14 protein-coding genes are annotated in these 21380 nt (G+C 76.2%); 12 read left to right on the plus strand and 2 right to left on the minus strand.

Features of this window, described 5'->3' with window-relative positions; all coding sequences use genetic code 11:
* Nucleotides 1-252: 252 nt before the first annotated feature.
* From MW084_RS18180 to MW084_RS18205, 6 genes are all read left to right on the plus strand, one after another.
* Nucleotides 253-780: an Lrp/AsnC family transcriptional regulator gene (locus tag MW084_RS18180; protein WP_010475115.1), complete on the plus strand. Its 528-nt coding sequence runs from the start codon at nucleotides 253-255 to the stop codon at nucleotides 778-780.
* A 175-nt stretch (nucleotides 781-955) separates the two neighbouring features.
* Nucleotides 956-1756 carry a dimethylargininase gene (gene ddaH / locus MW084_RS18185; protein WP_050986859.1) on the plus strand — a complete coding sequence of 267 codons (801 nt, stop codon included), beginning with the start codon at nucleotides 956-958 and terminating at the stop codon, nucleotides 1754-1756.
* Nucleotides 1756-2994 carry an ornithine--oxo-acid transaminase gene (gene rocD / locus MW084_RS18190; protein WP_010475119.1) on the plus strand — a complete coding sequence of 413 codons (1239 nt, stop codon included), beginning with the start codon at nucleotides 1756-1758 and terminating at the stop codon, nucleotides 2992-2994. Before ddaH ends, rocD begins: the two co-directional genes overlap by 1 nt.
* Nucleotides 2995-3590: 596 nt before the next feature.
* Nucleotides 3591-4421, plus strand: coding sequence for an inositol monophosphatase family protein (locus MW084_RS18195; protein WP_010473659.1), 831 nt, complete (start codon nucleotides 3591-3593; stop codon nucleotides 4419-4421).
* 242 nt (nucleotides 4422-4663) lie between these two features.
* Entirely contained in the window at nucleotides 4664-6085 is a 1422-nt protein-coding gene (locus MW084_RS18200) for a phytoene desaturase family protein (protein ID WP_010473660.1), read from the plus strand.
* Nucleotides 6086-7075: 990 nt separating this feature from the next.
* A complete protein-coding gene (locus MW084_RS18205; RefSeq protein WP_078571986.1) occupies nucleotides 7076-9778 on the plus strand; it encodes a helix-turn-helix transcriptional regulator in 2703 nt (900 codons plus the stop codon).
* 709 nt (nucleotides 9779-10487) lie between these two features.
* On the opposite strand, the gene MW084_RS18210 is transcribed toward MW084_RS18205, so the two are convergent.
* Nucleotides 10488-11423: a hypothetical protein gene (locus MW084_RS18210; RefSeq protein ID WP_078571988.1), complete on the minus strand. Its 936-nt coding sequence runs from the start codon at nucleotides 11421-11423 to the stop codon at nucleotides 10488-10490.
* Nucleotides 11424-11522: 99 nt separating this feature from the next.
* On the minus strand, nucleotides 11523-11816 hold the full coding sequence (locus MW084_RS18215; protein WP_010473665.1) for a hypothetical protein: 294 nt from the start codon (nucleotides 11814-11816) through the stop codon (nucleotides 11523-11525).
* 633 nt (nucleotides 11817-12449) lie between these two features.
* On the opposite strand from MW084_RS18215, the gene MW084_RS18220 reads away from it, so the two are divergent.
* The 6 genes from MW084_RS18220 to MW084_RS24620 all read left to right on the plus strand — a co-directional run bounded on the left by MW084_RS18220 (nucleotide 12450) and on the right by MW084_RS24620 (nucleotide 20905).
* The gene (locus MW084_RS18220; RefSeq protein ID WP_010473666.1) at nucleotides 12450-12920 is read left to right on the plus strand and encodes a hypothetical protein; all 471 of its coding nucleotides are present in this window, start codon (nucleotides 12450-12452) and stop codon (nucleotides 12918-12920) included.
* Nucleotides 12917-17248, plus strand: coding sequence for a tetratricopeptide repeat protein (locus MW084_RS18225; RefSeq protein WP_010473668.1), 4332 nt, complete (start codon nucleotides 12917-12919; stop codon nucleotides 17246-17248). The genes MW084_RS18220 and MW084_RS18225 overlap by 4 nt, the downstream gene beginning before the upstream one ends.
* Nucleotides 17249-17585: 337 nt before the next feature.
* Nucleotides 17586-19061 carry an AlkA N-terminal domain-containing protein gene (locus MW084_RS18230; RefSeq protein ID WP_010473669.1) on the plus strand — a complete coding sequence of 492 codons (1476 nt, stop codon included), beginning with the start codon at nucleotides 17586-17588 and terminating at the stop codon, nucleotides 19059-19061.
* Between the two features lie 15 nt (nucleotides 19062-19076).
* Nucleotides 19077-19571 carry a methylated-DNA--[protein]-cysteine S-methyltransferase gene (locus MW084_RS18235; protein WP_010473671.1) on the plus strand — a complete coding sequence of 165 codons (495 nt, stop codon included), beginning with the start codon at nucleotides 19077-19079 and terminating at the stop codon, nucleotides 19569-19571.
* A gap of 574 nt (nucleotides 19572-20145) precedes the next feature.
* Nucleotides 20146-20478 carry a Gfo/Idh/MocA family oxidoreductase gene (locus tag MW084_RS18240; protein ID WP_158684359.1) on the plus strand — a complete coding sequence of 111 codons (333 nt, stop codon included), beginning with the start codon at nucleotides 20146-20148 and terminating at the stop codon, nucleotides 20476-20478.
* A gap of 19 nt (nucleotides 20479-20497) precedes the next feature.
* Entirely contained in the window at nucleotides 20498-20905 is a 408-nt protein-coding gene (locus MW084_RS24620; RefSeq protein ID WP_420833771.1) for a Gfo/Idh/MocA family protein, read from the plus strand.
* Nucleotides 20906-21380 lie beyond the last annotated feature (475 nt).

Here is a 21380-nt window from a genome sequence, read left to right on the forward strand (position 1 = left end):
CCTTTTCGCCGTACNGCCCCGCCNNNCCCTTCCCGTGCGTCCCGCAGCCGTCCGTCCCGCAGCCGTGCCGTACGCCGCCCGCCGCCTCCCGGCCCGCCCGGAGGCTCCCGTCCGCGAGGTCCGCCCACGTCATGCGGGCCCGGAGCGCGGAAGCACGGCGTCCGGGTACGGATCGCGAAGATGCGGCGCTCGGGCAAGATGGAGGCGGAAGACCGCCGCCCCCGGGGCGGCACGAGGAGAAGATCGCCTGCCATGACAGCCAAGCCCATGCCGTTCGACGAGCTCGACCGGAAGATCGTCGCGACCCTGATGGCGAACGCCCGGGCGAGTTTCTCCGAGATCGGCGCGGCCATCGGCCTGTCGGCCACCGCGGTCAAGCGCCGGGTGGACCGGCTGCGCAAGGCCGATGTGATCACCGGTTTCCGGGCCACCGTCCGCCCGTCCGCGCTGGGCTGGCGCACGGAGGCGTACATCGAGGTGTACTGCGACAACGCGGCCCCGCCCCGGCGCCTCGCGGAGGTCGCGCGCAAGTACCCGGAGATCGCCGCGGCCATGACGGTGACCGGCGCCGCCGACGCGCTGCTGCACGTCAGGGCCACCGACGTGGAGCACTTCGAGGAGGTGCTGGAGCGGATCCGCAGCGAGCCCTTCATCCGCAAGACGATCAGCTACATGGTCCTGTCGCACCTGCTGCCGGACAGTCCGGAGGCCGGGGCCAGCGAGTCCGCGCCGGGCGCCCTCCCCGGCGGCGCGCCGGGCGGCGCAGGAAACGTGCTCTGACCCGTTGATCCACGCAGCATTCCTGCACATGGGCGCAGCCCTTCGTTCTTGTTGCGCGCACGTGCCGTTTCCTACCGTTGGAGCACCCCCTTCGGCATCGCAGAAAGCGGAGGAACCCTCTGTGCCCGTGAGACCCGCCTCGCTCGACCGTGACTGGCGCGCCCGGCGCTACGTGATGTGCGAGCCGCGCTACTTCGACGTGCACTACGCCATCAACCCGTGGATGAACCCCGAGGAGCGGGTGGACCGCTCGCGCGCCCACGACCAGTGGAACAACCTGGTGCAGGTCTACCAGGACCACGGCCACAAGGTCGACACGGTGGCCCCGGTGGAGGGCCTGCCCGACATGGTGTTCGCGGCGAACGCTGCCCTCGTCATGGACGAGCGGGTGTTCGGCTCCTCCTTCCACGCCCCCGAGCGGCAGCCGGAGTCGGCGGCGTACGCGGCCTGGTTCAAGGAGGCGGGGTACGACGTCCACCACGCCTCGGCGGTCTGCGAGGGCGAGGGCGACCTCGTGCCCACCGGCCGGTACGTGCTGGCGGGCACCGGGTTCCGCACGCAGCGGGACGCCCACCACGAGGTGCAGGAGTTCTTCGGCACGCCGGTGGTCAGCCTCCAGCTGGTCGACCCCCGCTTCTACCACCTGGACACCGCCCTGTTCCTCCTCGACGAGGCGGGCGGCCGGGACGACGTGACGGGCGCCGGCAACGTCGCGTACTACCCGGAGGCGTTCTCCCCCGGCAGCCGCGAGGTCCTCCGGAGGCTCTTCCCGGAGGCGGTGATCGCCAGCGAGGAGGACGCCCTGGCCTTCGGCCTCAACTCCGTCTCCGACGGCCACCACGTCTTCATCGCCCCCCAGGCCCAGGGCCTGATCGACACGCTCGCCGACCGCGGTTACGTCCCCGTCCCCGTCGACCTGTCGGAGTTCCGCAAGTCCGGCGGGGGCATCAAGTGCTGCACACAGGAGATCCGCTGATGACCGCTCCCACCACCGCCGCCATCCCCGCCTCCGAGACCCGCTCGTCGGCGGAACTGATCAGCGCCGAGGCCCCGGTCCTCGCGCACAACTACCACCCCCTGCCCGTGGTCGTCGCCCGCGCGGAGGGCGCCTGGGTCGAGGACGTCGAGGGCCGCCGCTACCTCGACATGCTGGCGGGCTACTCGGCGCTCAACTTCGGGCACCGCCACCCCGCCCTCATCGAGGCGGCGCACCGCCAGCTCGACGAGCTCACCCTCACCTCGCGCGCCTTCCACAACGACCGGCTGGCCGGCTTCGCCGAGCGCGTGGCCGCGCTGATCGGCCTCGACATGGTGCTGCCGATGAACACCGGCGCCGAGGCGGTGGAGAGCGCGGTCAAGGTGGCGCGCAAGTGGGCGTACGAGGTCAAGGGTGTCGCACCGGACCAGGCGACGATCGTCGTCGCCGACGGCAACTTCCACGGCCGCACGACGACGATCGTGAGCTTCTCGACGGACGAGACGGCCCGCGCCGGCTTCGGGCCCTTCACCCCCGGCTTCCGCGTCGTCCCCTACAACGACCTCGCCGCGCTGGAAGCCGCCGTGGACGAGACCACGGCCGCCGTGCTGATCGAGCCCATCCAGGGCGAGGCGGGCGTCGTCATCCCCGACGACGGCTACCTCACCGGTGTCCGCGAGCTGACCCGGCGCGCGGGGTGCCTCTTCATCGCCGACGAGATCCAGTCGGGCCTGGGGCGCACCGGCCGCACCCTGGCCGTCGAGCACGAGGCGGTCGTGCCGGACGTGGTGCTCCTGGGCAAGGCCCTGGGCGGCGGCATCATCCCGGTCTCCGCGGTGGTCGCCCGCCGCGACGTGCTCTCCGTGCTGCGGCCCGGCGAGCACGGCTCGACGTTCGGCGGCAACCCGCTGTCGGCGGCGGTCGGCTCGGCGGTCGTGGACCTGCTGGCCACCGGCGAGTTCCAGCGCCGGGCCGCCGAGCTGGGCGAGGTCCTGGACCGCGGCCTGGCCGCGCTCACCGGCGCGGGCGTCACGGCCTACCGGGCCCGCGGGCTCTGGGCGGGCGTGGACATCGACCCCGAGATCGGCACGGGCCGGGAGATCAGTGAGCGGCTCATGGCCGAGGGCGTCCTGGTCAAGGACACCCACGGCTCCACGATCCGGCTGGCGCCGCCGCTGACCATCACGCAGGAGGAGCTGGAGTCCGCCCTGGAGTCCCTGCGGAAGGTCCTGGGCTGAGCGAAGCCCCCACGGACGGGCCGGCGGCCCGCCGCGCGACCGCGACCGCCCCGCCCGGGGCGCGGACCGGCCGCGCGGCGGGCCGCCTCCGTCCCCGGGCGGCGAGTACGGAGAACCGTCGCCGGGCCCCGGCGGCGGCCCCCCGCCGGTGGCGGCCCCGGCGCGGGGCGCGACCGGCGCGGGGGTCCTCTCCGGGGACGGCGGACACGCACGGGACGCCCCGCCCGGCCCGCCTCGCCGGGCAGCGCGGACACGCCCGGCTCCGCGTCGCCTCGCGGTCGTCCACCCGACCGGGGCGCCCCTGCGCCCGTGGTGCCCCGGGGGAGCGGCGGCGGGACTCCCGCCCGCCCCGGCAGGCGCCACCGGCAGGCGCCACCGGTGGGCGGCTCCGGTCCCGGGGGGCGGCTCCGGTCCCGGGGGGCGGTACTCGGCCCCGGGGGCGGCGACCTTCCCGCCCGGGGCCGGGAGCCGGCGGCCGTGCCGGGCGCCGGCGGCGAACCCCCGGGGAACGGCGGGTTACGCCGGGAGCCGCCCGCGCCCCGGGGCGTCACCGTCCGGGAACCCCGGCCGTCAGGGGGACGTGGTGTGATGGACACATGATCGATGATCTTCTGGACGACACCGGCTTCCTGTCCGCCGTCGAGGACGCGATCCGCGCGGCCGCGGACGAGGAGGTCATGCCCCGCTGGCGGAAACTGGCCGCGCACGAGGTCGACGAGAAGTCCGGCCCGCACGACCTGGTCACCGTCGCCGACCGCGAGGCCGAGAGGCGCCTGACGGAGTCCCTGGCCGCGCTGCTGCCCGGTTCCGCCGTCGTGGGCGAGGAGGGGGTCCACGCCGACCCGGGCGCGTACGACGCGGTGCGCGGCGACGCGCCCGTGTGGATCGTCGACCCGGTCGACGGCACGCGCCAGTTCGTCCGCGGCGAGCCCGGCTTCTGCACCCTCGTCGCCCTCGCCCGGCACGGGGAGCTCCTGGCGTCCTGGACGCACGCGCCAGCGCGGGGCGAGACGGCCGTCGCCGTACGCGGCAGGGGCGCCCGGCTGAACGGCGCACCCCTGCTGGCCGGGGCGCCCGAGCCGGGCGCGGCGCTCCGGGTCGCCACGTCCCACCCCGACCACACCACGCCCGCGCAGAAGCGCGCCATCGAGGGGCTGGCCGCCGGGGGCGTCGTCCCCCGGCCGTGCGGCTCGGCGGGCCTGGAGTACCTGGCGGTCGCGCGCGGCGACTCCGACGCCGTCGCCTTCACCTGGGAGTACGCCTGGGATCACGCGGCGGGGCTCCTGCTGGTCACGGAGGCGGGCGGGACGCACCGCACGATCGACGGCGTCCCGTTCCGCGTCACCGGCGGCAACGCCCTGCCGTTCACGGCGGCCCGGGACGCGGCGACCGCCGCGCGCGTCGCCGCCCTCCTCCGCCGCCAGTGACGTACCGGGCGGACGCCCGACCGCCCGACCGCCCGGGAGCCTCCGACCGCCCGGAAGCCCCCGGGAGGCCGGAGGGCCGGGAGATCAGAGGGCCGGGAGATCGGAGGCCGGGAGCCCGGAGGCCGGGAGCCCGGCCGCCCGGCACCGGGTGGCCTGACGCGGCGTCCTATCCTGTCCTGACGGTCCTGGCCGTCCTGACGGTCCTGGCCGTCCTGGCCGCCGGCTGACGAAGGAGCCCGAAGGTGCCGTCGATGCTCGATGCCGTCGTCGTGGGGGCGGGCCCCAACGGGCTGACCGCCGCCGTCGAACTGGCCCGCCGCGGCTTCTCCACGGCCGTGTTCGAGGCGAAGGGCACCGTCGGCGGCGGGGCCCGCACGCAGGAGCTGACCCTCCCCGGCTTCCGCCACGACCCCTGCTCGGCCGTGCACCCGCTGGGCATCGGCTCGCCCGCCTTCCGCGCCATGCCGCTCGACCGCTACGGCCTGGAATGGCTCCACGCGCCGCTCCCCATGGCGCACCCCTTCGACGACGGCACGGCCGCCGTCCTGTCCCGGTCCGTGGCCGAGACCGCCGCCTCGTTCGGGCCGCGCGACGCCGGCGCGTACCGCCGCCTCGTCGCCCCGTACCTCGGCGCGTGGGACACCCTCGCCCGCGACTTCATGTCGCTGCCGCTGACCGCGCTGCCCCGCGACCCGGTCACCCTCGCCCGCTTCGGCCTCACCGGCCTGCCCCCGGCCACCTGGCTGATGCGCCGCTTCCGCGACGAACGGGCCCGCGCCCTGTTCGCCGGGCTCGTCGCCCACGTCATCGCCCCGCTCGGCGGCCTCGCGACCGGCGCCGTCGGCCTCGTCTTCGCGCTCGCCGCGCACGCCAACGGCTGGCCCCTGCCGCGCGGCGGCTCCCAGGCCATCTCGGACGCCCTCGCCGCGTACCTGAAGGACCTCGGCGGCGCCGTCCACACGGACTACGAGGTCAAGCGGCTCGACGACCTGCCCCCGGCCCGCGCGTACGTCTTCGACACCTCGCCCACGGCGCTCGCCCGGATCGCCGGACTCGGCGGCCTCTACGACGGCTACCGGTACGGCGCCTCCGTCTTCAAGATCGACTACGCGCTGGACGGCCCCGTCCCCTGGACCGCCGAGGAGCCCCGCCGCGCCGGTACCGTGCAGGTCGGCCCGCTCGGCCGGGACATCGGCACCGCCCTGCGCCAGGCGTCGGGCGGCACGGCCCCCGGCACGCCGTTCCTGATCACCGCCCAGCCCAGCCTCGTCGATCCGGGCCGGGCCCCGGCCGGCAAGCACGTCTTCTGGGCCTACGGCCACGTCCCCAACGGCTGGGAGGGCGACCTCACCGACGCGATCGAGCGGCAGCTCGAACGCTTCGCCCCCGGCTTCCGCGACCTGGTCATCGCCCGCGCCACCGCCGGACCGCCCCAGATGGCCGCCCACAACGCCAACTACGTCGGTGGCGACATCGCCTGCGGCTCCGCCGCCGGCCTCCGGCTCCTCCTGCGGCCCCGCCTCACCCTCCGCCCCCACCACACCCCGCACCCGGCGGTGTTCCTCTGCTCCTCCGCCACCCCGCCCGGCCCCGGCGTCCACGGCATGTCCGGGCACAACGCCGCGAAGGCGGTCTGGCGGCACCTGCGCCGGCAGCCCCGCTGAGGAACACGCCCGGCGGGCCGGGACAGGCCGGCAGCGCGCGGGGCACGACCGGGCCGCTGTACGGCCTCGCTGCGGGCGCCTGCGGGGTGCAGCAGCGCCGACGTGCGTCGAGTCCGGCCACCCCGGCACGGCCCCCGTACGACAGCGGGCAGTTACCGGGGCATTAGCGCCGGCGGTGAGAGTGGCTCAGGAGGACGCCCCGGAACGAAGGGGGCCGTTGCACCGGAAAGGGCACCGCGCATGCTCGGCAAGCACGTCCACAAGACAGCGGCGGGGCCGGTGGCCGGGCAGCCGCTTTCCGCGCGCGACGGTGGGGAGGGCCACGGCGCCGGCACGACCGCACGTCCTCCGGTACCCGGGGAAGCACGGACGGCTTCGCCACCGGGTTCGCCCCTGTTCGACTCGAACGGCGTGGTCTTCCCCGGTTCGCGCGCCCGGCACCCGTTCCCCCGCCTTCGCCTTCGGCCGGACGACGGCGGCGGCACCGGCAACGCGACGGGCGTCCGCCGCACCGGCAACCGGGCGAGCGCGTGCCGTCATGGTCGGCCCGGGGGAGCGCAGGGCCGGTTCCCGCATGAGGGATGGTCGCGCCGGAACCGGCCCGAGGGCAGGCAGCCCGCCGGCCACCCGGCGCCGCCCGGCCGCTCGGGCGGCGCCGGATGAGAGCTCCGCCACCGGCCGGGTGAGGGCCGCCTGATCGGCCCTCGTGCTCGGGGCGCACGTGCGGGACCGCCGGCAGGGGCGCAGCGCGGCCCGGAGGAGCGGAGTCTGTTCGACGACCCCGGCGGACCCCTCGCCGGCGGCACCCGCGCCCGGCTCTCGACCGGCCGTGGAGCCGGCTCGCGCGGTGGCGGGAATCCCTCAGGGGAGACGCCCACGGTGTTCCCGAAAGAAGACGGCCCCGGCGGCCGGGGAATCCGGCATTCGGACGGGTGGCACTGCTCCGGACCGGTACCGCGGCACCGAGATGACGAAGGGAACGGACAGCACATGCTTTTGGAACGCGACGAGGTGTTCGGCGCGGCGGCTGCGGCCGCGGCGGCCGTGCGAGCGGGCGAAGGACGCTGGGTTCTGCTTTCGGCGCCGGCGGCCGGCATGGGGCGTACTGCCGCGCTGGAAGCGGTCGTCCGGCAACAGGTCGGTGACGGCTCCATGCGCGTCGAACGCGCGCGCGGCGCGTTGGAGGAGGCGGCGTTTCCCTTCGGGCTGGTCCGGCAGTTCTTCACGGACGACGAAGCCGTTCCCTTCTCGGTGCTGACCGGGCCGGACGAACAGCGGCTGTTCCACGGGCTGACGACGCGCCTGGCCCGGTCCGCCGCCGAGCGGCCGGTACTCCTCGCGGTGGACGACCTTCACCACGCCGACGAGCCGTCGCGGCGCTGGATCGGCTACCTCGCGCGCCGTATCGCCGAGATCCCCGTCCTGCTGGTGGCCACCGAGCGCGCCGATCCCTCCGCTCCGGCGCTCTTACCGCCTTCCACGGGTGTGGCTGTCGCCCTTTCCGCCCTCAGCGTTTCCGCCGTCACCCGCATCGCCCGAGCCGCCGGCCTGGACCAAAAGGACATCGCGACCTGCGTCGAGGCGAGTGCCGGCAACCCGGCCCTGGCGCGGGCGCTCGTCGCCGACCTCGGTGGCGAACCGTTTCCTCACCCGTCGTCCGCCCCGTCACACGTCCACTACCGCGACACGATCGCCGGCTGGCTGAGACGGGAGACCGATCCGTTCACACGTGATGCCTACCCCGCCCTCGCCGTCCTGGCCGAGGAAGGAAAGCCCGCCGACCCCGACCTGCTCCGCCGGCTCTCCGGCCACCGTACGTCCAGGCGCTCTCCGTGCGGGCGTTCGGTGCGGTATCTGGGCGAGCTGATGAGCCACCCCCTCGCGCGGGAAGCCGTCCTCGCCGCTGCCGACCCGGAGGACATCGCCGCGCTGCACACGCGCATCGCGGGACTGCTCGACGAGAGCGGTGCGCCTGCGACGGCCGTGGCCTCCCGGCTCCTGCGCGTGGACCGGCCCAGTGAGGCGTGGATGACCCGCTCCCTGGCCGAGGCCGCCGAGGAGGCGAAGCGCGCCGGTCGCGTCGCGGAGTCCGCGCTGTATCTGCGCCACGCCCTGAGCGCCCCGCTCGATCCGGACCTGCGGGCCGACCTCACCATGCGCCTCGGTGCCCTGGAGCTTCCGAACAACGCGACCGCCGGCATCCGCAGGCTCCATACCGGACTGGGACTGCACACCGATCCCCGAGAACGTGCGACCGCGGCCATCGCCCTCAGCGCGGCCCTCGTCGCCGGCAGGGAATCGGGGATAGCGTTATGGGTTCTTCGCCAGGCCGGCCGTACCGCCGACGACGAACTCGTCCAGGTACTGCAGACGCTCGGCGCGTTCGTCTCCTCGCACGACAACGACGCGTGGCGCGGGGCCGTCGCCGGCCTGCGCGCGCTCGCCCCGACGGCACACCCCGCCATCGAGCCGTTGGTGTGCGGACTGATCACCGAGTACGAAGCCGGAGCAGGTCTCTGCTCGGCGGCCGAAGCGCTGGCGCGGGTCCGGCCGCGGCTGACGGCGCCGGTCGATCCGCGCCTGCGGACCGCATGGCTCGGCAGCGCGGCCACCCTGCTCCAGTGGGCGGACTGCCTTGAGGAGGCACGCGAGCTGACCGGCCTGTGCCTGCCGGCCCCGCCCGTCCCCCCGGACCTGACGGATGTGGGCCTTCAGCGTCTGCTCGGCGTCCGGGCCGGGGCGGCGCTCTGGGCGGGGGAGTTCGACCGCGTCATCGCCGAGAACGCCCCCCTGGTGGAGGCGACCGCCGGGCAGGGTGTCCGGCTGCCGCACCTGGCGGCCGTGGTGGCGGCCGCCGAACGCGAGACGGGCCGGCGTGCCCGGGCGTGGGAGGCCGTGACCCGCATGGGGCCGCCCGGCGGCGACAACTCCCGGGAGTGGAACGAACTCGGTCACACGCGGGCCCTGCTGCATGCCGCGGACGGCGACTGGCAGGCGGCCCTCGACGACTACATGACCTGCGGAGCCGGTCAGAACGCCTACGACTTCGTCAATCCCGCCGTCGTGCCGTGGCGTTCCGGGGCGGCGCTCGCCCTGGTGAGGCTCGGGCGGCGGGAGGAGGCCCGGGAACTGGCCGAGGAGGAACTGCGCCATGCCCGGACCTGGGGCACCGCGCGTACCGTCGGCCGGGCACTGCGCGCGTACGCCGCGGCCGTGGGCGGCAGACTGGCCCTGTCCTCGCTGACCGAGGGCGCCGAGCTGCTCAGGCCGAGCTCCGCGCCCGTGGAGCTCGTGGAACTCCTGGTCGACCTCGGGCGGGCCCATCTCGGGGCGGGCAACGGCCGCAAGGGCCGCGACACGCTGCGCGAGGCGCACTCCGTCGCCCTGCGGCTGGCGGCACCCGTTCCGGAAGCCGGAGCGCCGGCCGCCGCCGGCCGCCTCCTCGCCCTGACGGAGGACGCGTTGCGCGAGAGCGGGGTGCGGAACCGGGGCGACGGGCACGCACTGACTCCCGCCGAACGACGCGTGGCCGAACTCGCGGCGGTGGGGCACACCAACGCCCAGATCTCCTCCGCGCTGTGCCTTACCCGCCGCACCGTGGAGACGCACCTCACCAGCGCCTACCGGAAGCTGCGGATCGCTCGGCGCACCCAACTGGTCGCGGCGTTGGAGCGGTGGGAACCGCGAGCGTGACCGGGGCCCGGGGCCCGGGGCCCGGGNGCGCGGTGAGGGGCGAGTCGGTACGGAGCGCGGTACCGGTGCGGCCGTCGGCGCGTTTCTCCGTACCGCTCGCCGACCGAAGCGGGCCGTCGACGAGTTCCGCGTCCCGGGCCTCCGCCGACGGCTCCTCCCGTACCGGGGGCGCGGTGCGGGGGAGCCCGAACCACCCGGCAGCGGTGGCGGTGGCCTTCTCGGCCCGGCGCGGCCTGAAGGCGAACGGCTCGACCCCGTCCGCCGGGGTCCACCGCCACCTGCCGGGGTGGGTGGGGTGCCGACGACGCCCCGCCGTTTCCAGCGGCGCGGTGCCGTCCGCCCGCCGGCGACCGGATGCCGCGTGCGGTGGGCCAGGGGGTTCCGGGCGGCGTCGCCGACGGGGTGCCGAAGCGGTCGGCTCGGCCGCGCACGGACCGGCTCGGCCCTCCGGAGGACCGAGCCGCATCTCCGGGGCCCTGCTGTGCCGTTCCCGAGGGACGCCGGCCACCCGGCCGTGCCGGGGACCGGCGCCTCCTCACCGCGGGGGCGGGGCATCGGCCGGCTCCGTGACGTACGCGCGGTCAGGTCCCCGCCCGCCGGTCCCTTCCCGGGGGCGGGGACCGGCGGCGCGGTCGAGGAGCCGACCGCGCTCGTCCGAGGCGCCGGCGCCCGCGCTCCGGGCGGGGGCGCCGGCACGGCCCGGGAGCGGTCAGGCCCTCGACAGGGTGAAGGAGACCGCGGCGTTGTCACCGGTGCCACCCTGCTGGGTGCACTTGTACCCGGCGGGGGCGGAGCAGCTGTAGCTGTTGCTGCCCCAGTAGGGGTTGTTCCAGTACACCCTGAGCCTGTTGCTCGAGCCGGCCACGTCGAAGGTGACCTCGCCCTCCGTGCCGGTCATGAGGCCTTCCGACTCGCTCCCCCACTTCGCGGTGACACCGGGCTGGACCATGGAGGGGGGCAGCAGGCCGTCGGACCAGACTCCCCAGTGCAGGTTCGAGCCGGCACGGGTGAGCAGCGTCCCCGAGTTGTTGGTCAGGCTGACGGTCGTGCTCCGGGCGGCGGTGGCGCCGGGCACTGCCGCGGTGGTCCGGGCCTGGGTCAGCTGCGACTTCGGCCGGACGTCGAACCGCACCTGGGCGTTGTCCCCGCTGCCGCCGGTCCGGGAACAGGTGTAGCCGTCCGGGACGAAGCAGCTGTAGCTGTTGCTGCCCACGTAGGGGTTGTTCCAGTGCAGGCTGATCTCGCCCCCGCCGGCGATCGCGTAGACGGCCCTGCCTTCGGTTCCGGTCGCGAACCCGCAGGACTCGCTCGCCCAACTGGGCACCCTGCCGTTGGGGATGTAGTCGGGCGGAAGCATGTCCTTCGTCCAGCAACCGTGGTCGAGCTTCTCCCACGTCTTGGTCAGGCCGTGTCCGGTGTAGTTGCCCAGAGTGACCTGTGTGGAGCGGGCCGCGGCGGCTCCCTGTGCGGCCTTCGTCCCGTTGGTGGCGGCCGGACGCTGCTCAGTGGCAGCCTGCTGCCCGGTCTGCCCGGTCGCCGCCTGCGCGGACGGGGCCAGGGTGACCGCTCCGGCCGCCATCAGGGCGGTGGTGAGAACTCCTGAGGCCGCGCGGCGCAGATCGGCCGTGAAGGTCGTACGTTGCATGGGTGTGCCAACTCTCTTCGAGGAGGGTGAGCGGGCGTGTGTCGCGCCCGCCTTGTTCTCGGACGGGGGCGGCGCGGTCCGATGCCGACGCCGGGCGGCTCACTGGATGTAGAGCTCCCAGACCTTCACGCCGTTGACGTAGATTTCTTCGATGCGGTGGGCGACGGCGGCTCCGATGCCGTACAGCACGTAGTACGCCGCCTCCGCAGCGACGAACGACTCGTACCGGCCGGCCCACTGCCAGATCTGAGCCGCCGAAGCGTCTTTCTGGACCGCGGACACCGCGGAGGCGGGCGCCTGGGCGGGGGCGGCGTGTGCCTGGGCGGCGCCGCCTGCGAGAACCGCGGCGGCGAGAGCGGCGCAGAGCGAAGCCGTGCGAATTCTCCTGAGCATGACAAATACCCTTCCTGGGTGCTCCCTGTGAACAGCCGGGCGCCTCTGGCGGGCCGGCTCCGCACCGGCCCGACTGCCGGGCGCGGCGGCAGTCACAGGCTGGCACGTGGCTTCCGCGCTCGGGCATTGTGGAAAACCGTGAACTTACCGCGACCGTTCGACGAGCGGGCGTACGAGGCCCCCGTCCGCCACCCGCCGGGCCGACGCGGAGCACGCCGCGGCCCGCGTCGCGCGCACCGACACCCCGCCCCTCCTCGGCCGGTCGCCGACCNGGGGGTTCCCGGGCCCCGTCAGGGGCGGCCCCGGCGTCCCCGCCTGCCCGCCGCCCGGGCGGGCCCGCGCCCGGTCCGGATGTCACGCTTCCGGTGTCCGCCGCGCCGCTTCCCGTACCGCGCGCCCGTCCCGCGGGCGGACGGGTGCCGGGAGGGGAGGCCCGCGGCGCCGCGGCCGGACGGCAGCGTGCGGGCCGGGCCGGACGGGACCGGGCGCGGCCAGGCCGGAGACGGGACCGGCCCGCCTCCGGCCGGCATCCGCCGGACGGCGACGGGCGGGTCCGCCGACGGGCGTATCCCGGCCGGTACGGCGGTCGGGGGCGGTTGCCGGGCGTTACCGTGCGTCCGGATCAGAGGGGGTATGGAAGTGGTACCGGAGATCGTGACGACGGTGGCCGCCCTGGGCGGCGCGGCGGTGGTGCAGGCGGCGACGACCGACGCCTGGACGAGTGTGAAGGCGTGGCTGGTGCCCAGGCTGGGCGGCGGGGACCCGGACCGGGAGCAGGCCGAGGCACTGCGGCTCGACACGTCCGCCGCCGTCCTGCGGGCCACCGCGGGCGTGCCGGAGGTCGCCCGGGAGCGCCGGGACCAGGAGGAGGCGCAGTGGCGCGCCCGGTTCCTGGAGTTCCTCGGCGGCCTGCCCGAAGACCGCGTCGCCGAGGTGGAGAGGGAGCTGCGGGCCCTCCTGGACGACGTGAGGACCGGCCGGCCGGGCGCCCCGGGGGGCGGTGACATCAACGCGGTGGGGAACACCTTCAGCGGGAACCGGGACGTGCACATCGGCCACCGGACCACGTACCACGGCCACGGCTCCCCGGAGTCGCAGCCATGACGCCGGGCGGCCCCCCGTCCGGCACGGCCGGTGCGGGGGGTGCGAGCGGTTTCGCCGCGCCCGGGAGCGGCCCGGTCACCGCGACGGGCAACGTCTTCACGGGCAACGGCTCCGTGACCATCGGTCCCGTCATCAACGATCCCACCGCGCTGCGGGCCGCCGAGGCGGACGGGTTCCTGCGCGACTGGGACGACATGGCCACGAAGGCCCGGGGGACGCCGCGCACGCCCGCGTCCCTGCTGGAGGCGCACCGCGCGGTGGTCCCCTTCCGGAACCGGGCGCCGCAACTGGCGGACCTGGAGGCGTGGTGGGCGGAGCCGGGTTTCGGCGCGTACCTGCTGCACGGCCCCGGGGGCCAGGGGAAGACCCGCCTGGCGCGGCAGCTGACCGAGGGACCGGGGAAGGACGCCCGCCGGAGCCTGTGGCTGAGCCCCGAGGCCCCGCCGGACGGGCTGCGGCTCCTCGGGGACGTCGCCTCGCCCCTGCTGGTGGTGGTCGACTACGCCGAGACGCGCACCGCCCAGTTGACGGCCCTGCTCAGGGTCGGCGCCGCGCGCCGGGAAGGGACGTTCAAGGTCCTGGCGCTGGCCCGCACCGACGGCGAGTGGTGGGAGGAGGTGCGCGTCGCCGCGCGCCTCGGCGACCTCTTCGACGAGTTCCCCGTCACCGCCCTGCCCCCGCTGGACCCCGACGGCGCCGCCCGCGCCGAGACCTACCGCCAGGCCGTGACCGGCCTGGCCGCGGCGCTGCCCGCCGTACCCGGGCAGCAGCACCACGACTGGCCCGCACGGGCCGCGTCCCTGCTGGAGGCCCCCGGCGCCCCCGCGGGCTCCACCGGGTCCGACGCGGTGCTCGACCTGCACATGAGGGCGCTGGCCGACCTCCTGGACGCCGCCCGCGCGGCCGCCGGCGAGCCCCCGGCGGGCGAGCCCCCGGCGGACGGGCCGCCGACGGGCGGACCCCCGGCCGGCGAGCCCCCGGCGGGCGAGCCCCCGGCGGACGGGCCGCCCGCCGGAAGACCTTCGGCGGGCAGGTCCGCACCAGGTCGCGGCACCGTGGAGGAACGGCTGCTGGACCACGAGCGCTACTACTGGCAGGCCGCCGCGAAGACCCTGCGGCTCAGGAGCAACAGGACCCTGGAGGAGCCGCTGGCCGCCGCCTTCCTCTGCGGCGCCCACGACCGCGAGCAGGCCCGCGACCTGCTGGGCCGCGTCCCCGCCCTGCGCGGGGAGGGCGCCGACCTCCCCGAGGGCGTGCACGCCTGGATCGCCGGCCTCTACCCCCCGTCCACCGACGGCCAGATCTGGGGTGCGCTGCGGCCGGACCGGTTGACGGAGTACTTCCTCGGCCACCACCTGCGCACCCACCCGCACCTCGCCGACGCGCTGCTCGACGGCCCGCCCGAAGCGGGGACGACCCGGCCCCTCACCCCGGCACAGGCCACCCGGCTCCTCACCCTGTACACCCGCGCCGCCGCCCACCGCGCCCACCGCGGCCGCCTCGACGACCCGCTCACCGGTCTGTGCGAGCGCCACCCGCGGGTCCTCGGACCGCTCGCCGTGGACGTCGCCACCCAGGTGGAGCGCCCCGACCCCCTGGTGACCGCGCTGGAACGGATCGCCGCCGACCCCGGGGCGACGGCGGAGGAGATCACCGCGCTGGCCGACCGCCTGCCGTGGTCCACCCACACCCTCACCGCGGTGGCGGTCGACGTGACCCGGCGGCTCACCGAGATCCACCGCGAGCGGTACCGCCGGGACCCGGCCCGGTCGGCGGAGCTGGCCCTGGCGCTGCGCCGGTACTGCCGCCGCCTGACGGACGCCGGGGACCGGCAGCGGGCCTGGGAGACGGCCGACGAGGCCGTACGCCTGCTGCGACCGCTGGCGCGGGACGAACCGTCCGCCTTCCTCCCGGAACTCGCCGCGGGACTGCACAACCTGTCCGTGGCGCTCGGCGAAACGGGACGACGGGAGGAGGCCCGGGCGCCCGCCCGCGAGTCGGTGGAGATCTACCGGCGGCTGGTCGCCGAGTCACCCGCGTCCGTCACCCTCCTGTCGGAACTCGCCCACGGCCTCAACGCCCTCTCCAACGCCGAGGGGGAGACGCGCCGGACCGCCGAGGCGCTGGAGGCGATCCGGGAGGTCGTCGCCATCAGGCGGCGGCTGGTGGCCGAGCACGGCGACGCCCACCGGGCGGCACTGGCGGACGGCCTGCACAACCTCGCCCTCCGCGAGGACGACCGAGGGGCGTTCGGGGAGGCGCTGGAGGCCGCCCGGGAGGCCGTCGCCCTCTACCGGGGGCTCGCCGAGGAGCGCCCGGACGCCCACCTCCCGGGCCTCGCCCTGGTCCTGGGGCCCTACGCCACCCTCCTGGGGAGGACGGGACACCTCACCGAGGCCCTGCGGGCGGTCGAGGAGGCGGTGGACGTCCGGCGCCGCCTGGCGGCCAGGTACCCCGACGCGCACGGCCCCGGCCTGGTCAACGGGCTCAACAACCTCGCCATCGACCTCGACCGCGCCGGACGGAACCGCGAGGCGGTGGCGGCCGCACGGGAGGCCGTAGAGCTCTGCCGGGGCTTCGTCGAACGGCATCCCGACGCCTTCCGGGGCACGCTGGCCCTGAGCCTGAACACCCTCGCCACGCAGCTCGGTGACCACGGCCGGCCGCGGGAGGCGCTGGCCGCCTCCCGCGAGGCGGTCGAGCGCTACCGGCTGCTGGCGGAGGAGAGCCCCCGCGTCCACACCGCGGACCTCGCCATGAGCCTGGTCACCCACGCGAACCGGCTGCGGGACGCCGGGCACGCGGAGGAGGCGCTGACGGCCGGCCGGGAGGGCGTGGCGCTCTACCGGAGCCTCCCCCCGGAGGACCTCGGAACCGACCTGGAGGGCATGGCGGTCGGGCTCAACAGCCTCTCCCAGCTCCTTCACTCCCTGGACCGGTCCGAGGAGGCGCTCGACACGGCGCGGGAGGCGGTGGAGGCCGGCCGCCGCCTGGCACGGGCGTTCCCGGCGGGACCGGCCCGCGCCGTCCTCGGCAGCGCCCTGAACACCCTGGCCGGGACCCTGACCGGCGTCGGCCGGCTCGACGAGGCCCTGACCGCGTCCCGGGAGGCGGTGGACTTCCTCTGCGGACTGGTCCGGGAGGGACCGGACGGCGCGGCCTTCCACTCCCGGTCGCTGGCCTCCGCCCTCACCACGCTGAGGATCCTGCTGTCCGCGGCGGGGCTGGGGGAGGAGGCCGCGGACGTCCTGCGGGAGTGCGTGGAGGTCCGGGGGACCCTTTCGGACGGGGCCCGTTTCCCCCACCGTGCGCTGTACGCCGAGGAGGCCGGGCTGCTGGGCGGGCACCTGGCGTCGACGGCCCGGTACGACGAGGCGCTGGAACCCCTGCGGAGGGCCGGGGAGCTCCGCCGCGAGCTGGCCGAGGAGGACCCGGCGGCCCACCTGCCGGAGCTGGCCGGGGTCCTGGCCGCCCGCGGCGCGTGCCTCGCGGCGTTGGGACGGCGGCGGGAGGCGCTGCCGCCCGCGCAGGAGTCGGCGGACCTCCTCGACGGCCCGCTGCGGGACGAGGCCGCGCTGCGGCCCCTGCTGTGCCTGTCGCTGTGGCTGGTGGGCTTCCTCCGGCGCGCCAGGGGGGAGGCGGACGCCGAGGAGGCGCTCCGGCGGGCCGTCGACGCCGGCGAGGAGGCCGCCGGTGCCGACGCCGCGCGCACCCCCCTGCTGCTGGGGGCGCTCACGGAACTCGCGGTGCACCTGGTGGAGACCGGCCGTACCGGCGAGGGGTCGGCGGTCCTCGCCGACGCGGTCGAGCGGGGCCGCCGGACGGCGGACGGGAGCCCCGCGCACCAGGCCGCCCTGGCGTCGGCCCTCACCGCCCTCGCGCGGTACGGGGCGGCCGGTGGCGGCCGGCGCGGCGAGGCGCCGGAGGCGGCCCTGGGGGCGGCCCGGGAGGCGGTGACCCTCTACCGCAGGCTGGCCCAAGACTCCCCCCGGGGGTACACGGCCACCCTGGCGGACGCGCTGGCCACCCGGGGCCTGCTGCTGGCCGGCACGGATGACGCCGAGGAGGCCCTGCGCGTCACGGCGGAGGCGGTCGCCCTCCACGGGCAGCCGGACGCCGGGCCCCTCGCGGCGCGGGAGCCGGGCCTCGCCCTCGCCCTGTACGCGCACGCCAAGGTCCGCCTGCTCGCCGGAGCCGAGCTGTCCGAGGCGGAGCGGAGCATCACGGAGGCGGTGCGGATCAACCGCCGGCTCGCCCGGGGCGAGCCGGGCCTCGTCGCCTTCGACCTGGCGGACGTGCTGGACGTCTGCGAGCGCCTCGCCGGCTGACGGGAGGAGCCCGCCCGGCCGGCGGTCCACCGCTCCGGCGCCCCGGACCGCCGTACCGGACCGCCCTCCCCGCTTCGGGCCGCCCTCCCCGCTCCGGCGGCCCGGTACGGGCCTCGGCACGACCTCGCGCGGCGGGGGCACCGGGCCGGAGACGTGCGACCGCTCACCGCCCCGCGTGCCCGGCGCGCCCGCGCCCGCCGCGTCGGCCACCCGCGGCCCCCCGACCGGTCGTCCGGCGCCGTATGCGCGAAGGCGGAACGCCCGGCCGCAGGCAGGGCGAGGCTCATGTCGGATTCCCGCCAGCACGGGCCCGCCCTCCTGGACCATGCTGGGGGGCATGCACACCGACACCGAGCGCTGCGTGCGGGCCGTCCAGTCGAAGGACGCACGCTTCGACGGCTGGTTCTTCACCGCCGTCCTGACCACCGGCATCTACTGCCGCCCCAGCTGCCCGGTCGTGCCGCCCAAACCGCGGAACATGACGTTCTACCCGAGCGCCGCCGCCTGCCAGCAGGCCGGCTTCCGGGCCTGCAAGCGGTGCCGCCCCGACACCAGCCCCGGCTCCCCGGAGTGGGACGTCCGCGCCGACACCGTCGCCCGCGCCATGCGCCTCATCCGCGACGGCGTCGTCGACCGCGAGGGGGTGCCCGGACTCGCCGCCCGGCTCGGCTACTCGACCCGCCAGATCGAACGGCAGCTCCTCGCCGAACTCGGCGCCGGACCGCTCGCCCTCGCCCGCGCCCAGCGCGCCCAGACGGCCCGCGTGCTCATCGAGACCACCGCGCTGCCGATGGCCGACGTGGCGTTCGCCGCCGGCTTCTCCTCCGTGCGCACCTTCAACGACACCGTCCGGGAGGTGTTCGCCCTCGCCCCGACCGAGCTGCGCGCCCGCGCCACCGGCGCCCGCGGCGCCCCGGCGCCCACCCCCGGCGTGATCGCCCTGCGGCTGCCGTACCGCACGCCGCTGAACCCGTCCAACCTGTTCGGCCACCTCGCCGCGACCGCCGTCCCCGGCGTCGAGGAGTGGCGCGACGGCGCTTACCGGCGCACCCTCGCCCTGCCGTACGGGCACGGCATCGCCGCCCTCGCCCCCGCCGCCGACCACATCGCCTGCCGCCTCCACCTCACCGACCCGCGCGACCTGGCCCACGCCATCAGCCGCTGCCGCTGGCTCCTGGACCTCGACGCCGACCCCGTCGCCGTCGACGAACTGCTGCGCGCCGACCCGCTGCTCGCCCCGCACGTCGACCGGGCGCCCGGCCGCCGGGTGCCGCGCACGGTCGACGCCGCCGAGTTCGCCGTCCGCGCCGTCCTCGGCCAGCAGGTCTCCACGGCCGCCGCCCGCACCCACGCCGGGCGCCTCGTCGCCGCGTACGGCACGCCCGTCGAGGACCCCGGGGGCGGCCTCACCCACCTGTTCCCCGCGGCCGACGCGCTCGCCGCGCTCGACCCGGACGCCCTCGCCCTGCCGCGCAGCCGCCGCGCCACGCTCACCACCCTCGTCCGGGCCCTCGCGGAGGGCTCCCTCAAACTGGGCCCGGACAGCGCCTGGGACGAGGCCCGTGCCGCCCTGCTGGCCCTGCCCGGCTTCGGCCCCTGGACCGTCGAGATCATCGCCATGCGCGCGCTCGGCGACCCCGACGCGTTCCTCCCCACCGACCTCGGCGTCCGCCGCGCCGCCGCCGGGCTCGGTATGCCCGCGACCCCCGCCGCCCTCACGGCCCGCGCCGCGGCCTGGCGCCCCTGGCGCGCCTACGCGGTCCAGTACCTGTGGGCCACCGACAGCCACCCCGTCAACCACCTCCCCGCCTGAACCGAGGAAGCCGCCATGCACCGGCAGCACACGATCGTCGACAGCCCCTACGGCCCCCTCACCCTCGTCGCCACCGACGGCGTCCTCAGCGGCCTGTACATGACCGCCCAGCGCCACCGGCCCCCGGAGGAGACCTTCGGCGAACCGGACCCGCGCCCCTTCCGGGAGGCGGTCCGCCAGCTCGACGCCTACCACGCGGGCGAGCTGACCGGGTTCGACCTGCCCCTGCACCTGGCCGGCACCCCGTTCCAGCAGCGCGTGTGGGAGCTGCTGCGGGCCATCCCGTACGGCGAGACCCGCACCTACGGCGAGCTGGCGGCGGCCCTGGGGAAGCCCACCGCGTCCCGCGCGGTCGGCCTCGCCAACGGCCGCAACCCGATCGGGATCATCGTCCCCTGCCACCGCGTCGTCGGGGCGAGCGGCGCCCTCACCGGCTACGGCGGCGGCCTGGACCGCAAGCGCCGCCTCCTCGCCTTCGAGAGCGGCGCCCCGGACGGCGCGCTCTTCTGACAGGGATTCCGGGCCGCACCCTGATGCCATGGCACCGCGGCCCGCGGCGAGCGCACCGCGGGTCCGTACGGGAACGACCTCCCGGTCCTCCGGACCGGGACGCGGCACCGGCCGGACGGGACGCGGCCCGCGCCGCCGCCTCGGACCATCGCGGCGCACCAACCGGCGGGTACGGAACGCTCGTGACGGAACGGCAGGTCACCGTCCCGCTGATTTCCGCCGCGCGTGCCGGACGCGTGTGCCGCGGAACTTCACGGCACGGACGGATCCGACTGCTCGGCCGGACCCTGGAGGGGCTTGCCGACTACAGCCGATTCCGGCCGGCATCAGGTGCGACGCATACCGCACCGGATGGGGGGACCCCTACCGGGCCGAACGAGTGCCGGCCTGTGAACTGACGGGAAGCCGCCGGAGGAGGCCTCTGCCGTCGACGCGACGATTCCGCGGGGCAGTCGTGCCACACCGGGGCCGGTTCCCGAGCCGGTGAACCGGCCCCGTCGAGGCCCTCGCGACGCCTTCCCGCCGCCGTGACGAAGAGACGGAGGATGTCGTGGGCCCCGTCCGGTGGGGGGTGATGTCCCCTGAACGCGCGGCGGGCAGGTTCGTGGAGCACCTCCTGCCGGTGGAGGATGCCGAACCCGTGGCCGTCGGACCCCGGAGCGCCGGGTCGGCCCGCCTCTTCGCGGCCAGGTACTCCGTACCCAGGGCCTACGGCAGCCACCAGGACCTGCTGGCCTGCCCGCACGTCGACATCGTGTACGTGGCGGCGGTCAATTCCGCGCACGGCTGGCACTGCGCATGGTCCCGGAGGCCGGGAAGCACGTGCTGTGCGAGAAAAGACCTGGCGACGGCCGCCGCAGAGGCGGGAGAACCGATCGACCTGGCCGGCGCCGGGGGAAGCCGCTGACGGAGGCCGTGTGGATGCGGTGCCTGCCCGCGGTGCGCAAGGCCATCGACCTCGTGGCCGCGGGGGCCGTCGGCACTCCCCGCCTCCTGCGCGCCGGCACCGATGCCCCGGCCCCTCAGGAGGCCAGGGAGCGCCTGTACACCCCGGACGGGGCGGGGCCCTGCTGGACTCCGGCGCCTGCGGCCTCTCCCTGGCCGAGCTGCTGTTCGGCCCGCCCGCCACCGTCAGCGCCCGCTCGTCGCTCTCCGAGGAGGGCGTGGACGAGACCACCACGGTCCTCCTCGGCCACGCCCGCGGTGCCGTGGTGGAGATCTCCTGCTCGATGACGACCCACCTTCGGACCGGTGCCGTACTGGAGGGAAGCGAGGGGCGGATCAAACTGCCCTCCCCTTCTACGGGACGGACCGCGTCGTCCTGCGCGGTGTGACCGGGACGGCGCGGGAATGGCGGCTGCCCCATCGGCCACGGGTACGGCCACGAGGCGGTCGAGGTGATGCGCTGCGTCCGGGAGAACCGCGTCATGAGCTCCCTCGTACGGTGGCGTGCCTCCCTGCCGGTGCTCGAAACGGCCGACACGGTACGGCGTGCGATCCGTTCCCGGCTGTGACCGCGGAAGGCCGGGTGAGGGGAGTCGCGGTACGGGAAGTGCCGTCGGGGCCGATCACGGTCCGGTCGGCTTCAGAGTGAGCGGACCGCCCGGCCGCCGGATGCGGACCCGGCAGGACAGGGGGCGTCCTCGGCGCCGTGGAGTTCGGTGGAGCTGCCGTGCGCCCGGGCGACGGCTTCGGGGTACGCCTCCTGCTCCGCGTGCTCGGCGGCTAAGCGGTGGATGCTCCCGGGCCCGGGAGCCCGCCCCTCGCGTTCGCCGGTGGGGGCGATCGGACCAGGCCGGATCCGTTCGG

It is taken from the genome of Streptomyces sudanensis, assembly GCF_023614315.1.
Classification (GTDB): Bacteria; Actinomycetota; Actinomycetes; order Streptomycetales; family Streptomycetaceae; genus Streptomyces; species Streptomyces sudanensis.

Excerpts from the sequence above, each read along its gene's own strand:
- MW084_RS18180 (WP_010475115.1), top strand. The coding sequence starts at position 253 with ATGACAGCCAAGCCCATGCCGTTCGACGAGCTCGACCGGAAGATCGTC.
- ddaH (WP_050986859.1), top strand. The coding sequence starts at position 956 with ATGTGCGAGCCGCGCTACTTCGACGTGCACTACGCCATCAACCCGTGG.
- rocD (WP_010475119.1), top strand. The coding sequence starts at position 1,756 with ATGACCGCTCCCACCACCGCCGCCATCCCCGCCTCCGAGACCCGCTCG.
- MW084_RS18195 (WP_010473659.1), top strand. The coding sequence starts at position 3,591 with ATGATCGATGATCTTCTGGACGACACCGGCTTCCTGTCCGCCGTCGAG.
- MW084_RS18205 (WP_078571986.1), top strand. The coding sequence starts at position 7,076 with ATGCTTTTGGAACGCGACGAGGTGTTCGGCGCGGCGGCTGCGGCCGCG.
- MW084_RS18210 (WP_078571988.1), bottom strand. The coding sequence starts at position 11,423 with ATGCAACGTACGACCTTCACGGCCGATCTGCGCCGCGCGGCCTCAGGA.
- MW084_RS18215 (WP_010473665.1), bottom strand. The coding sequence starts at position 11,816 with ATGCTCAGGAGAATTCGCACGGCTTCGCTCTGCGCCGCTCTCGCCGCC.
- MW084_RS18220 (WP_010473666.1), top strand. The coding sequence starts at position 12,450 with ATGGAAGTGGTACCGGAGATCGTGACGACGGTGGCCGCCCTGGGCGGC.
- MW084_RS18225 (WP_010473668.1), top strand. The coding sequence starts at position 12,917 with ATGACGCCGGGCGGCCCCCCGTCCGGCACGGCCGGTGCGGGGGGTGCG.
- MW084_RS18230 (WP_010473669.1), top strand. The coding sequence starts at position 17,586 with ATGCACACCGACACCGAGCGCTGCGTGCGGGCCGTCCAGTCGAAGGAC.
- MW084_RS18235 (WP_010473671.1), top strand. The coding sequence starts at position 19,077 with ATGCACCGGCAGCACACGATCGTCGACAGCCCCTACGGCCCCCTCACC.
- MW084_RS18240 (WP_158684359.1), top strand. The coding sequence starts at position 20,146 with ATGTCCCCTGAACGCGCGGCGGGCAGGTTCGTGGAGCACCTCCTGCCG.